Consider the following 13,384-nt stretch of genomic DNA (forward strand, 5'->3'; position numbering starts at 1 on the left):
AAGAAACATCACTTTTTTGCAATAACACAAAATATATATTCTTTCTACCTCTCATAATCTGCCATATCCTCCTTCATATGATATCCATGCGATATATTATATTGTGCGGCTGTGCTTGGATATGATATTTTTAAACGATGTCATGTTCATGGAAAGGAGCAACAGCTGCTCATGAATCAGTCGTGTATAGGCGTTATTCTTGCTCAGATCGGAACCCCTGACGCCCCGAGCGCCAAGGCGGTCCGCCCTTACCTGAAGCGGTTTCTGTCTGACCGCAGAATCATTGATTATCATCCGCTGCTCTGGCAGCCGCTGCTGCGCGGTATTATCCTGCGCACCCGTCCGCGACGGTCCGCGAGGCTGTATCAGGAGATCTGGATGGAAGAGGGCTCCCCTCTGCTCGTCCACTCCAGAGCACAGCAGGCAGCGCTCCAGGCACTGCTGGGCAGCAGCTATCAAGTCGAGCTGGGGCTTGCTTACAGCACACCCGGCATGGCTGAAGCCTTCCGCAGGCTGGAGGCTTCGGGAGTCACCCGCATCATAGTCCTTCCGTTATTCCCGCAGTACTCCTCGACAACGACCGCTTCCGTCTATGAAGCTGCAAGCTTCGCCGCTCTGGGACGGCATAACCCCTACGGACAGGTATCCAAACGCTTCGTACCAGCGCTGCGGTTCGTAGAAGCCTACCCTGATGCACCCGGCTATATCGCAGCGATGCAATCCTTATTACAGCGGCAGATCCGCGCCATGAGTGAAGAGCCGGACTATTATGTCCTGTCCTTCCACGGCATCCCCCGCCGTTATGCCGAGACCGGAGATCCCTATCCGCAGCAGTGCCAGGAAACGGCCCGTCTGCTTGCAGAAGCAATGGGCTGGACCCCGGAACGCTGGCAGCTCTCCTTCCAGTCCCGCTTCGGGCCGGAGACCTGGGTGGGCCCGTCCACTGCCGATACGCTGAAGGAGCTTCACGGACGCGGAATCCGGCGGCCGCTTATTTTCTCACCCGGACTTGTCACGGACTGCCTCGAAACCCTGCACGAACTGGCTGTAGAAGGCCGGGAGCTCTTCGCTATGGGCGGCGGAAATGCTGAGCTGCTGGAGGTAGCCCCTTGCCTGAACGACACGGAAGAGTGGATCAGCTTCCTCGCTGAACGGGTAGACTGCTCAGCCCAGGGCTGGCTGTCTTCCGCCGAATGAAGACAAGAACGCCCGGTCTCAGGGATGCCATCATCCTGTGAGCCGGGCGCGTTTTATTTTATATAGTACGATTACTGAAGAGTGGGCTGTTTATATTTGGCAGTCAGTTCCTCGAACCACTGCTTATCCTGCAAAGTCAGGGCAAAATCGATCAATTCGGCAATTTCGTCAGGCTGCAGATCCGGCGAATCCTTGAAGCTGATCTCAGCCGAAGCCGCCGCTTCCCCCTCCGAGCCCTCCGCAAAATCATAGGAGAACCACAGCTTAATGTCACTTTCCAGAAACTCATTACGCAGGAAGTAGAGCACCTCACACATCAGAACAGGTCTGACATGGCTCTCGAACACACAATCCATGACCTTAGCCCAATAATGCTGGTTGCTGAGATGCAGCTTATCATTGGTCAGCAGATATTGCTCACCCTGATAATCATTGACAAATTTCAGTTCAACCGGCTCCATTTTAAAAATACTGGTAATTTGCTTCCTGGTGATATTCAAGATGTCCTGTGTTTCTAATTTCATCATTCTCATGCACCCCGTTCCTCAGGTTTGGACTATCTGTATATGCTGAATTTTCATGATTCGACAATAATTTTAACTAATTTAAATGTATTATCGTCTTTTCCTCAGCTATTGTTAATGCTTTTCCAATAAAAACTTAAAATTTTCTGTTTCACGCTGCGAAAAATCGGTTAATTATTATTCTTTTTCGACATGGTAATGAAATTATTTACCTGACGGAAGGATAGAGGACTGAGGGGTATAGGGGAATACAGATTACAGAGGCTGCGGGTACGTAGGGATGTAGGGAAATAAGATACCGATAGGATAGTGCGGGGAAGATTCTGTTGATGTGCTGAGAGGGTAACGATAGAAGATTCCGTGAATATGGTCGGGAGGAGACTGCCCCGCAGCAAACAATTAGAAAAAGGTAGCTTAATTCGCCGATTTTAGAGGGTTAGGTTGAAACAGGTGGATAAACAGCATCTATTGAAGGAAGTTCTGCTACTTTGGGGGAAATGGGAGAAATTAAGTGTTGTTTTTCCAAGTCTTGTTCCAAAAGCTAGCCTTCTCCAATCGGTAAGTGTGCAAAATCCAACTATTTTCGCGCCCCCATAGCATCCGTCCCGTTATCGTTTCAGTAAGAAATAGAAGGATAATGTATAACGTGAAGCCTATAATTTCTGTATTTGAACAAAAAGCCATTCAGTCCGCGAAAGACTGAATGGCCCAATATAAAAGTATACATATATCTTCACCGGTATGATGTCCCGCTGCCTTAGCTGACGAACAACGGTACCAGCTGAATTCCCTCTTCGGGAGAAATCCGCACCAGGCCTTTATCGGAGATCCGCAGTGTGGGAATAACCGCCAAGGCCAGCAGAGACAGGGTCATAAAAGCATAGTTCAGCGTGCAGCCCGCATCATATAGCGCTTTGCTGATGGCAGCGGATTGTGCGGCGGCAATTTCAAACGGCTCAGCGGACATCAGTCCGGCAATCGCCAGCGGAAACAAGGTGGTCCCGGCAGCGGTAATCACCGCCACACCGCCCTGCGCTTGCGCCACAGCAACAGCCGCCTGTGCCATTAGTCCATCATCGTTACCGATGACCAGCACATTATGGCTGTCATGAGCTACGGTCATCGCTATCGCCGCTGGCTCGCGGAAGCCAATGCCCTGAACAACCCCTACGGATTTGTTGCCGGTCCCCTTGTGCCGCTCCAGAACAGCGATTTTGCACAGGCCGTCCTGCACCACCAGCTCCGATCCAGCCACGGGCAGGCTCATGATCAGCTCGCCGGTCTCTACATGGTTCTCCATGACCTGGATGACCCGCGTGGCTAGAACACCTTCCTCAATGGGCGCGTGAATTACGAAGTCTGCGGGAACCGGAGGCTGCGGCAAATGCACGGAGGCCAGCACTTCAGCCGGGTAGGTATAAGGACTCAGCTCAGCCGACATGCTTCCGTTCTCAGCCACAACAACGCCAGCCGCAATCGTCATGACCACATGAACATCGGCCAGATTCCCGTCCAGCAGAATGATATCCGCGCAGGAGCCCGGCGTGATAGAGCCGATATCGCGGGCTACGCCGAAGCGCTCGGCTGTGTTGATCGTTGCCATCTGAAAAGCCGTGACCGGCTTCACCCCCTGGGAGATCGCATGGCGTACGACAAAATCCATATGCCCCTCATCGCGCAGCGATTCGGAGCTGCGGTCATCCGTCACCAGCATCATCCGGCGCGGGTCCAGCCCGTGCTCGGTATGCGCCGTAATGGTTTTGGCGACATCATGCCAGGCAGAGCCGCGGCGCATTTTGGCATACATCCCCAAACGTACGCGTTCGATCACATCCTCCGCTGTCACACACTCATGGTCCCCGGTCACCCCTGCTGCGGCATAGACCGGAAGTCTCCAGTCACTCGCCGGCCAGGTGAAATGCCCGTCAACATAGCGTCCCGCACGCAGCGTGGCCTGGATCTCTCCAATCATCTTCTCATCGCCGTAGACTACACCCGGGAAGTTCATGACTTCACCGAGTGCGATCACATCCTCGCCCCAGGTGTAGGCTTCCGCTACTTCCTCCGGTCCGATCGACGCGCCGGTTGTCTCAAATTCTGCTCCCGCAGAAGGGACACAGGAAGCCACCTGCATATAGGCAGCCAGCGGCGTTCCCCGCATCTCGTCCAGCATCAGCTTAATTCCCTTAAGTCCGAATACGTTGGCAATCTCATGGGCATCGAAGAAGCCTCCGGTCGTCCCCAGCGGCAGCACCGCACGGGCGAATTCAGTCACAGTCAATTGAGTGCTCTCGATGTGGCAGTGTCCATCAATCAGGCCGGGAGCAATGTATCTTCCCGCTGCATCAACAACCTGCGTTCTCTCCCCAATCGTATGGGAGACATCCTTGCCGACGTAAGCAATGCGACCGCCTTGTACAGCGACGGACATGCCGTCCAGAATCTCCCCGGAGCAGACATTGACCAGCTTGCCGCCTGTAATGACCAGTGTAGCCTTCTGATCTCCCCGGGCTGTAGCTACCAGCTCAGGGACGCAGTCCGCCAATGGTTGTCGTGTATAAGTCATCATGTGCACTCCCTTCCGGTTGTTATATAAATTGAACTAATAACTTTGATGTTTTGGGATGAGTCGTGACTCCAGAGAAGTTTTGGACTTCCGGCCGCTGTTGTCTCCAGATTTCTTGATTTATCCCGTTTTTAACGGTTGAAATCCGCAGACAAAGGCGGTCGCTACCGCTCCTCCAGTTCCAAAATTCCCCTCCGCCACTTCCCCCTTAACTTAAATACTTAAGTTCAATTTATATAATTTTGTTATTTACTCTTATCTTTTTAGAAAAAACGGCCCTGACACCCCTAAAGGGGGGTGCAAGCCGCACTTAAACAAATCGCATTGTATGATTATCTTACTTTTGAATCATATACGTCAAGTGCCGCCTGAACGCCCTGCCCGGCAGGTACCGCGTACCCGTATCGGATAAGCACGGCCTCCAGCGCGCCAAGCAGACGCAGCACATTATTCTCCCGGCAGCTGAAGCCCATGGTACCGATTCGCCAGATCTGGCCTTGCAATGGCCCGAAGGAGCTGGCAATCTCGATGCCGAAACGCTGCAGCAGCATGGAACGGACGGCTTCCCCGTCTATGCCCGCCGGAATGAGCACACAGGTGACTACCGTCAGCTTGCTCTCCGCCTCCCCGTACAGCTCCAGCCCCATAGCTGACAGTCCGGCAGTAAGAGCTTGCTCATGGAATCTGTGCCTTGCATACCGCGCTTCCAGCCCTTCCTCCAGGACCAGCCGCAGGCCTTCCCGCAGAGCGTATAGCATGGAGGTCATCTCCGTATGGTGATTGAGCCGCCGTGGACTCCAGTAATCCTGGAGCATACTCAGGTCCAGGTAATTACTGCGTACCACGGGCAGCTCGCTGACAGCAGCGTCAGTTCTAAGTCCACGCTCTACCTGCTTGCGCTTCAGAAGCTTGGCCTCAGCCCGGTCATTGTACGTCACCGGAGCCATACCTGAAGGGATGGACAGGCATTTCTGCGTTCCTCCGACCACGGCATCCAGCATCCAGGCATCCGTCTCTACCGGCACCCCGCCGATCGTCGCCACGGCGTCCACAATCAGCAGCGCATCCTGCTCCCGGCAAGCCCGCCCGATCTCGGCCAGCGGCTGTACACGGCCTGTAGAGGTCTCCCCGTGAACGATCGCCACCACATCCGGCTTAAAGCTCCGTATAGCTGCAATTACCTCCTCTTGGGGAAAGACACGTCCCCAAGTCTGTTCTATCGTGAAGACCTCTGCACCGCAGCGCTCAGCAATCTCATGGAGCAAATGGCCGAAACGGCCAAAGACCGGAACCAGCACCCGGTCCCCCGGCGCAATCAGGCTGACCATCACAGCCTCAATGCCGGAACGCGAAGTCCCGTCTACCGGATACGCCCACTGATTCTTGGTAGCGAACAGTTCACGCAGCATCTCCATCGTCTCATTCATGATCTCTGTGAATTCAGGATCGAATTGTCCGAGCACCGGATAAGACATCGCCCGCAGCACACGCGGATCAACCTCCACGGGGCCGGGGGTCATAATGCACCGCAAGGACGGCGACAAATCTTCGTACCGCTTCATGATTCTCTCCCCTCCAGGCTTTCAAGTGATCAGATCTCGCTATTTATAATGCAATTAGGATTACAACCCGAAGCTTGGTCGTCGCTGCGGTGAACAGCGCCTCTTATTCATAAGCTAATCTATATAATATGGCTGTCAGCACTTCCAGTCCAGCAGCGAGCTCCTCCGGGGAGCTATACTCCCCGGGAGAATGGCTGATCCCGCCTTGGCTCGGCACGAAGATCATTGCGGCCGGGCAGCGCGGGGCGAACAGCTGAGCATCATGTCCCGCGCCGCTGACCATACTCAGGTAAGGCTTCTCCTGCTGGAGACAGATCTCTTCAAGAGCCGCACGCAGCTCCTCATCCATATGAGCAGGGGCTGTCTCCAGCAGCGGCTGTACCTCAAGCGTCAGGCCGCGCCTGCGCCCAAGCTCTGCGAACTCCGCCAGGACCGCTGCGCAGAAGCGCTCCAGCACCCCGGCTTCGCTATGCCGGATATCCAGCGTGAACTGCACTTCTCCGGGAATCACATTGGATGTCCCCGGATAGACCTCAAGCCGCCCCGTTGTGGCTACCAGCGGATCACCCTCCGCCAGGGCGGACCGCTCCAGCGCCAACAGCATCTCCGCACTCCCGGCCAGTGCATCCTGCCTTAACCCCATCGGTGTAGTCCCTGCATGATTGGCCGTCCCGCCGACCTTGACAAGATACCGCCGCTGTCCGGCGATGGCCTGCACGACCCCGATTCTCCGGGACGTCCGCTCCAGAATAATCCCCTGCTCAATATGCAGCTCGACATACGCGGCAATATCACTGCGTACAGGACTATCATTGTGCCAGAAGCTCTCCTCCAGACCCGCCGCAGCTTCAGCCGCCAATCCTTCATTCCCTGCCAGGCCGCAGGCCGCCATCGCGGCCCCAAGCGTGATTCCATCCGCATCTGCGCAGTCTATACATTCCTTCCCGTTATACAGCCCCGTTACATTCCCCGAGCCCCAGAACGTCAGCGGAAAACGGCTGCCCTCTTCCTCGCAGAAGGATACCACCGCAAGCGTCCGCAGCGGCGGACCGAAGGTCTCCAGAAGATAATGCAGCGCAGTTACAGCTGCCGCTACACCATAAGCGCCATCATACCGCCCGCCGTTCACCACCGTATCGATATGTGAGCCGGTCAGGATGATCTTGTCGCTGACCTGAGAACCGGCCAGTGTGCCATAGACATTCCCCACCTGATCCATCCTGACCTCAAGCCCGAGTCCGGCCATTCTCTCCTGCAAAAAATGCTGAACCCCTTGCCACTCCGGCGTATACAGCAGCCGGGTAACGCCGGGACCCGGAGCGCTGTAGGCTGCGAGTTCATCCAGCAGCTTCAGCATTCCCCCCGCCGGGACCGGCGGCTTCATAGCCCCGGCTGGCTGTGCTTGATACGCAGCCATTCCCCGCCGCTGCCGGCAACAATGCCTTCCGCAGCAGTATAGACCGTAGCGCCCCGGCAGATCGTCGCCGTTACCTTGCAGGATAAGGTCATTCCGACATAGGGACTATGCCGGTGGCGGTACAACAGATCGTCGGCACGCAGCGTATAGGCTGCATCAGGATCAAGCAGCACCAGATCGGCATCCAGCCCCGGCTTGATGGAGCCCTTGCGCTCCTCCAGCCCGAACCGCCGGGCAGGAAGCCCGGAGAGCAGCTCCGAGATCTGGGTAACCGGCAGGCCGCGCACATGAACGCCTTCATGGAACATCAACTCCAGACTGCTCTGGGCTCCTGAGATCCCGCCCCAGGCTTCCATGAAGGACAGTCCGGGCGCCAGCTTCAATTCAGGCGGACAGGGGGAATGATCGGAGGCGACCAGATCCACCCGGCCTGCAGCCAGCGCCGCCCACAGCCGTTCCCGTTCCCCGCTGCTACGCAGCGGCGGAGCACATTTGGCCAGCGCTCCAAGGGTCTCCATGCTGTCTTCATTCAGAAACAGATAATGGGGGCAGGTCTCTGCGGTCACATCCAGGCCGCGCAGCTTGGCCTCATGAATCAGCTCCAGGGCTGCCGCTGTGCTGATATGGACGAAATGCAGCTTACAGCCGGTCCGCTCACTGTACAGCAGCGCCCTGGACACTGCCTCCAGCTCCGCTTGTGGAGGACGCGAAGCCGCAAAATCCCTCGCAGCGCTTCGCCCGGCGCGGAGTGCCGCCGCCCCCAGCGCCGAGGTTATCGCTTCGCTCTCCGCATGCAGAGCGAGAATCCCGCCGGTTGCGGCGATCTGAAGCATCCCCTGATACAGGGTATCATCGTCCACCTCACGGAACCGGCCCTCGCCTTCACCGCCGGGATTCGAAATGAAAGCCTTGAACCCGGTAACGCCCGCAGCAGCCAGTCCCTCCAGCTCTTCCAGATTTCCTGGTACCAGTCCGCCCCACAGCACATAATCCACCGCCGAGTTCCCGGCTGCGGCCTCCGCCTTCAGCCGGAGCGCCTCCAGATTCACTGTCGGCGGATTCCCGTTCAGCGGCATATCCGCATAACAGGTGCAGCCGCCGGCCGCAAGAGCAGCTGACCCGCTGCGGAAGCCCTCCCAGTGACTAAGCGCAGGCTCATTAAAGTGAACATGCATGTCGATCATGCCGGGCAGCACATATTGTCCTTCAGCATCCAAAATTCTGGTCCCGGAGGATGCCTGTAAGACTTCGCCCAGTGCAGCGATTTTGCCATCCTTCACCCCGATCTCAAGCCTGCGGACTTCTCCAGGCAGGACCACCCGTCCGTTCCTGATGATAAGCTCGTAGCCTTCTTCCTTCATGATAGGGCCACCTCCGGTCTATTGGCTTAAGATTAGATGCAGCGTTACACTTACCTGCCACGTTAACTTCCGCGATAAGTGCTGTATCCTCCAGGTGCAACCAGCAGCGGTACATGGTAATGGGCGGACGGGTCCGGCATATTAAAGCGGATCGGAATCTGGTCCAGGAACGGGATTACAGCGCCAGCTTCCTCCTCCTCCTCCTCCTCCGTCTCCAGTCCTCCGGCACCAGCCTGAGCGCCCCGGAAATAATCACCGGCCATAAACAGCAGTTCATAGCTTCCGGCCTGCATTTCTTCTTCCGCCAGCAACGGAGCGTCCAGCCTGCCATCCTCATTTGTCACCGCCTCACGCAGCAGCACAGACCCTCCGGTATCCAGCCGCCAGAGCTGAAGCGACAGGCCCGCAGCAGGCTTGCCCTGTGACAGATCCAGCACATGAGTTGTCAGCCGTCCGTTCATACCAGACATTTGCGTCACCTTCCTCCTATAATATGCAGGGCCCTGCCTCTATTCCGCCCCCAGCAGATCCTCCAGCCGAAAACGAGTAATTGCACCAATCTCCAGCAGCGCCTGCTCCTGCTCCTCCATAAGCGGACGGTCCACACGCGCACTGATGGCGCTAAGGATGTCTTCTTTCGTTTTGCCCCGCACAGCGAAGATGAACGGAAAGCGGAATTTCGCTGTATAGGCAGCGTTCAGTCCGGTAAGCTGTGCGAATTCCTCCGGTGTCAGCCGGTCCAGTCCGGCCCCCTGCTGCTCAGCCGCCGAGAGCGGACTGACCGCAAGTCTTGTCGCCAGATCCGGGTGAGCTCTCAGCAGTGCAAGCACCTGGTCCGGCTCCGCCTGCCGCGCTGTCTCCATCATGGCAGCATGCAGCTCCTGCACCGAATCGAACGGGCGCCTGCCGTACACCCCCGCTGCTACCCATGGGGAATGCTCGAAGATGCCGCCGAGCTGCGCCATGAAGTCTGATTTTGCCATCGAGTTCATCTGCTCCAGAGTCAACCGGTCCGCCGGTGTAGTCATAAGCCAGCCCCCATCCCTCTAATTTGTATATTGCCGCCTGTGCCCTTCCAGCCTAGAACCGCTGTTCGCGGATATAAGGGGTTCCCAGCGATTCCGGCGTACCGGAGGGCTTGTTGCGGTTGCGGTATCCCAAGTACATCAATACGAGAATCGTTACGACGTAAGGAATCATTTTCAGAAAATAAGACGGCACCGCACTCCCCAGCAGCTGAATACGGAAGCCCAGCGAATCGAGCGCTCCGAAGAAGTAGGCGCAGAAGAGAGCGCGCAGCGGATTCCATCTGGCGAAAATCACCAGACCCACGGCGATCCAGCCCCGCCCGGCGGTCAGCCCTTCATTCCAGGTCGGTGCATAGGCCAACACCATATCCGCACCGGCCAGACCAATCAGCGCCGCTCCTGCAGTAACATAGCAGTAACGGATCAGCTGCACACGAATGCCCATGACGTCCGCAGTAGCCGGATTGTCGCCGACTGCCCGCAGATGCAGCCCCCACGAGGTATGGTGAATCAGCAGATGCAGCACAAGGACGAGCAGAAGACTGAACCAGGTCAGCAGATCCAGCCTTCCAAAAAGCTCCCCGAGCACCGGCACCGGCTTCAGTATCTCCAGATCCAGCTTGGGCAGACTGCCGGGAAGCGGAATGCCGCTGATCGACTTGCCCACATAAGCGCTAAGGCCGCTGCCGAACAGCGTCATGGCCAGGCCCGACATCGTCTGATTCGCCCTCAGCGTGACACATAAGAACGAATGAACCATACCCAGAAGAGCGGTAATGGCTACCGCCGAGAGCAGCGCAAGAATCAGATTCCCGCTGCGGATGTAGACGATACAAGTCGTCACTGCCCCCATCAGCATCAGCCCCTCCGCGCCAAGCTGGATAATGCCGGCCCGTTCGGTCAGAATGCCTCCCAGCGTAGCCAGCAGCAGCGGTGTTCCGGCGGAAATAGCGGCGATTAATAACTGTGTAGTGAAATCCATGAGTGAACTCCCTCCTGTACGAGAATGCTGTTATGCGCTCCGGCGGATGCGGAACCGGTGAATCATGTCGCCGGCAATCAGGAAGAACAGGATCGCCCCCTGCAGCATTTCCGATATGGACGAAGGCAGTCCGATCGTCTGAACACTATAGCCGCCTACAATCAGGCCGCCGAACAGAATCGAAGTCACAATCAGGCCCAGCGGGTTCAGCTTGGCAAGCCAGGCTACGATGATCGCCGTATAGCCATAGCCCGGAGAGATCCCCTGCATCAGCTTATGCGTAACCCCCGACACTTCAGCCATGCCGGCAATCCCGGCAAGGCCGCCGCTAATCAGCATGACGATGATAATATGCTTCTTGATGTGAATACCCGCATACCGGGCGGCTGTGGGATTGGCGCCGATCAGACGCAGCTCATAGCCCCAGCGGGTGAACCGGATCATCAGATAATAGATCAGCACGGCCACGAGGCCGAAGACCAGCCCGATATGCAGCCGGGTACTTCCAAGCACCGGCAGGGACTGGGCGGCCGTGAACATCGGCGAACCCGGGAAGTTGAACCCCTTCGGGTCCTTCCAGGGGCCGAACACTACGTAATCCAAAGCCAGCAAGGCCACGTAGTTCAGCATCAGCGAGGTAATCAACTCATTGACACCGAAATGGGTCCGCGGCACCGCCGTCATCAGGCCCCACAATGCTCCGGCTGCTGTACCGAAAACCAGCATCAGCGTGATAGACCAGAAGGAAGACAGGTCGGGGAAATAGATCGTTACCGCAGTAGCCGCCATATCACCTACCGTCAGCTGGCCCTCTGCCCCGATATTCCACACGGAGATCCGGTAAGCCACAGCAATGCCTAGTCCACAGAGCAGCAGCGGAATAGCCTTGACCATGGTTTCTGTGAAGCCGTAGGAGGTGCCGAAGGCTCCGCGGAACATTTTCTCATAGACAACCAGCGGGCTCATTCCATTAGCGGCGATGAACACCGCACAGAGCAAAAGCGCCAGAACAACCGACAGAATAGGCGTCCACCACGGTGAACGGGTACGGCTTGAATCATATTCCAGCCTGAGGGAGTACCACCTCCCGCTGCGCCCCGCCAGCGGCGTAAGCGTTGCAGACTCATTTCCAGGCTTCGGACTCATACAGCACTTCCCTCCCTGCTCCGGATGCCGGCCATCATCAGGCCGATTTGTTCCCGGTCCGCCTGCTCATGGTCGCTCTCGCCTATAATGGAACCGTCATAGATCACCAGTATACGGTCGGATAACTGCAGCAGTTCATCCAGATCCTCGGAGATTAACAGCACCCCGCTGCCGGAGCTCCGCAGCTCCATCAGCAGCTCATGCACCCCTGCCGCCGCGCCGACATCCAGCCCTTGCGTCGGGTGCACGGCCACCATCAGCTTCGGACGGTGGCTGACCTCGCGGGCGAACAGCAGCTTCTGCTGATTCCCGCCGGACAATTGCTGCACGGGAGTATCCAGCTCCGGCGTCTTCACATTGAAGCGGCGGACCAGCTCCTGCGACCAGGAGCGGTTCCTGGCCGCCTTCAGGAAGCCGAACCGGGAATGCTCCGCGCTGCGGTAAGACTTGAACAGCAGGTTGTCAACTGACCCCAGCCGTCCGGCCAGACCGCTCTTCATCCGGTTCTCCGGCACATGCGAGATGCCCGAATCGATCGCCCCTCTTACCGAAGCTGTTTTCACAGGACTGCCGTCAAACCGGATCTCGCCCGTCCTCCATGCTCTAAGCCCCGTCAATACCTCAGCCAGCTCCTTCTGCCCGTTGCCCGCGACTCCGGCCACGCCCACAATTTCGCCTTCATGAACAGTAAGCGACAGGGAATCCAGTGCCTTGCGGCCATGATCTGCTGCGACCTCCAGATCGCGGACGATCAGCAGCGGCTCTCCGGCCGTCGCCTCGCGCTCCTGCCGGCTGATCGTAACCTCCCGGCCCACCATAAGCCGGGCCAGCTCCAGCTCATCCGTCTCGCCTGTCATCAGTGAAGCAATCATTTTCCCCTTGCGCATCACGGATATCCGGTCTGAGGAGGCCATGACCTCCTTCATTTTATGCGTGGTCATGATCACTGTCTTGCCCGCCTGCTTCATCACCTGAAGGGTCTCGAACAGCTGCTCCGCCTCCCCCGGCGTGAGCACCGAAGTCGGCTCATCCAGAATGATGATGTCTGCCCCCCGGTACAGCGTCTTGACAATCTCAACACGTTGCTGCTCGCCGACAGACAGCTGCCAGATCGGCCGGCCGACGGGAAATTTCAGGCCAAAACGTTCTCCAAGCACCTCTATCTCTTCATGCTTACGTTTGATCCATCTGCTGCCGCGCCAGAAAGACGACTTTTCGCCAAGCACGATATTCTCCGCCGCTGTAAGGCTCTGCACCAGTCTGAAGTTCTGAAAGACCATGCCTACACCGAGCAATGCCGCATCCTTCGGGGAACGGATTCTGGCCGGTTTGCCATGAATGAGAATCTCCCCGGCGTCCGCCCGGTACACTCCTGACAGCATGCTCATGACTGTGCTTTTCCCTGCCCCGTTCTCCCCGAGCAGCGCGTGAATCTCCCCCGCATTTGCCGAAAAATCAACTTGATCGCTGGCTGTTACAGCACCGAATGTCTTCACTATCCCGCGCATTTCAACCGAAGGGTCCTGCATTGTGCTACGCTCCTTTCCAGGTAGTTATAGTACAGGTGGGGAAGGCTCCGGTATCCGGAACCCGCCCCACCC

Annotated in this window: 11 protein-coding genes; 1 reads left to right on the forward strand and 10 read right to left on the reverse strand. The window is 57.2% G+C overall.

What is annotated here, in order from left to right; genetic code table 11:
- Positions 1-171 precede the first annotated feature (171 nt).
- A complete protein-coding gene (gene hemH, locus MKX42_RS26805) occupies positions 172-1,197 on the forward strand; it encodes a ferrochelatase (RefSeq protein ID WP_340755970.1) in 1,026 nt (341 codons plus the stop codon).
- Between the two features lie 71 nt (positions 1,198-1,268).
- On the opposite strand, the gene MKX42_RS26810 is transcribed toward hemH, so the two are convergent.
- From MKX42_RS26810 to MKX42_RS26855, 10 genes are all read right to left on the reverse strand, one after another.
- Positions 1,269-1,724: an IDEAL domain-containing protein gene (locus MKX42_RS26810; protein WP_340755971.1), complete on the reverse strand. Its 456-nt coding sequence runs from the start codon at positions 1,722-1,724 to the stop codon at positions 1,269-1,271.
- Positions 1,725-2,478: 754 nt separating this feature from the next.
- The gene (locus tag MKX42_RS26815) at positions 2,479-4,287 is read right to left on the reverse strand and encodes an adenine deaminase (RefSeq protein ID WP_340757840.1); all 1,809 of its coding nucleotides are present in this window, start codon (positions 4,285-4,287) and stop codon (positions 2,479-2,481) included.
- A gap of 332 nt (positions 4,288-4,619) precedes the next feature.
- Positions 4,620-5,849 carry a pyridoxal-phosphate-dependent aminotransferase family protein gene (locus MKX42_RS26820; RefSeq protein WP_340755973.1) on the reverse strand — a complete coding sequence of 410 codons (1,230 nt, stop codon included), beginning with the start codon at positions 5,847-5,849 and terminating at the stop codon, positions 4,620-4,622.
- 103 nt (positions 5,850-5,952) lie between these two features.
- Positions 5,953-7,266, reverse strand: coding sequence for a Zn-dependent hydrolase (locus MKX42_RS26825; RefSeq protein ID WP_340755975.1), 1,314 nt, complete (start codon positions 7,264-7,266; stop codon positions 5,953-5,955).
- A complete protein-coding gene (allB, locus tag MKX42_RS26830) occupies positions 7,230-8,627 on the reverse strand; it encodes an allantoinase AllB (RefSeq protein ID WP_340755977.1) in 1,398 nt (465 codons plus the stop codon). The genes MKX42_RS26825 and allB overlap by 37 nt, the downstream gene beginning before the upstream one ends.
- 62 nt (positions 8,628-8,689) lie before the next feature.
- The gene (gene uraH, locus MKX42_RS26835; protein WP_340757843.1) at positions 8,690-9,088 is read right to left on the reverse strand and encodes a hydroxyisourate hydrolase; all 399 of its coding nucleotides are present in this window, start codon (positions 9,086-9,088) and stop codon (positions 8,690-8,692) included.
- A 48-nt stretch (positions 9,089-9,136) separates the two neighbouring features.
- Positions 9,137-9,655 (reverse strand): 2-oxo-4-hydroxy-4-carboxy-5-ureidoimidazoline decarboxylase, encoded by a 519-nt coding sequence (uraD, locus tag MKX42_RS26840; RefSeq protein WP_340755979.1) that lies wholly within the window; start codon positions 9,653-9,655, stop codon positions 9,137-9,139.
- 52 nt (positions 9,656-9,707) lie between these two features.
- A complete protein-coding gene (locus MKX42_RS26845) occupies positions 9,708-10,637 on the reverse strand; it encodes an ABC transporter permease (protein ID WP_340755980.1) in 930 nt (309 codons plus the stop codon).
- Between the two features lie 30 nt (positions 10,638-10,667).
- Positions 10,668-11,783 (reverse strand): ABC transporter permease, encoded by a 1,116-nt coding sequence (locus tag MKX42_RS26850; protein WP_340755981.1) that lies wholly within the window; start codon positions 11,781-11,783, stop codon positions 10,668-10,670.
- Positions 11,780-13,312: an ABC transporter ATP-binding protein gene (locus tag MKX42_RS26855; RefSeq protein WP_340755982.1), complete on the reverse strand. Its 1,533-nt coding sequence runs from the start codon at positions 13,310-13,312 to the stop codon at positions 11,780-11,782. The genes MKX42_RS26850 and MKX42_RS26855 overlap by 4 nt, the downstream gene beginning before the upstream one ends.
- Positions 13,313-13,384: the final 72 nt, after the last annotated feature.

The organism is Paenibacillus sp. FSL R7-0204 (genome assembly GCF_038002225.1).
Taxonomy (GTDB): domain Bacteria; phylum Bacillota; class Bacilli; order Paenibacillales; family Paenibacillaceae; genus Paenibacillus_AQ.

What these genes read in the sequence shown, in the direction of transcription:
- allB (WP_340755977.1), bottom strand. Translation starts at nt 8,627, where the DNA reads ATGAAGGAAGAAGGCTACGAGCTTATCATCAGGAACGGACGGGTGGTC.
- uraD (WP_340755979.1), bottom strand. Translation starts at nt 9,655, where the DNA reads ATGACTACACCGGCGGACCGGTTGACTCTGGAGCAGATGAACTCGATG.
- uraH (WP_340757843.1), bottom strand. Translation starts at nt 9,088, where the DNA reads ATGAACGGACGGCTGACAACTCATGTGCTGGATCTGTCACAGGGCAAG.
- MKX42_RS26845 (WP_340755980.1), bottom strand. Translation starts at nt 10,637, where the DNA reads ATGGATTTCACTACACAGTTATTAATCGCCGCTATTTCCGCCGGAACA.
- MKX42_RS26820 (WP_340755973.1), bottom strand. Translation starts at nt 5,849, where the DNA reads ATGAAGCGGTACGAAGATTTGTCGCCGTCCTTGCGGTGCATTATGACC.
- MKX42_RS26810 (WP_340755971.1), bottom strand. Translation starts at nt 1,724, where the DNA reads ATGATGAAATTAGAAACACAGGACATCTTGAATATCACCAGGAAGCAA.
- MKX42_RS26855 (WP_340755982.1), bottom strand. Translation starts at nt 13,312, where the DNA reads ATGCAGGACCCTTCGGTTGAAATGCGCGGGATAGTGAAGACATTCGGT.
- MKX42_RS26825 (WP_340755975.1), bottom strand. Translation starts at nt 7,266, where the DNA reads ATGGCTGCGTATCAAGCACAGCCAGCCGGGGCTATGAAGCCGCCGGTC.
- hemH (WP_340755970.1), top strand. Translation starts at nt 172, where the DNA reads ATGAATCAGTCGTGTATAGGCGTTATTCTTGCTCAGATCGGAACCCCT.
- MKX42_RS26850 (WP_340755981.1), bottom strand. Translation starts at nt 11,783, where the DNA reads ATGAGTCCGAAGCCTGGAAATGAGTCTGCAACGCTTACGCCGCTGGCG.
- MKX42_RS26815 (WP_340757840.1), bottom strand. Translation starts at nt 4,287, where the DNA reads ATGACTTATACACGACAACCATTGGCGGACTGCGTCCCTGAGCTGGTA.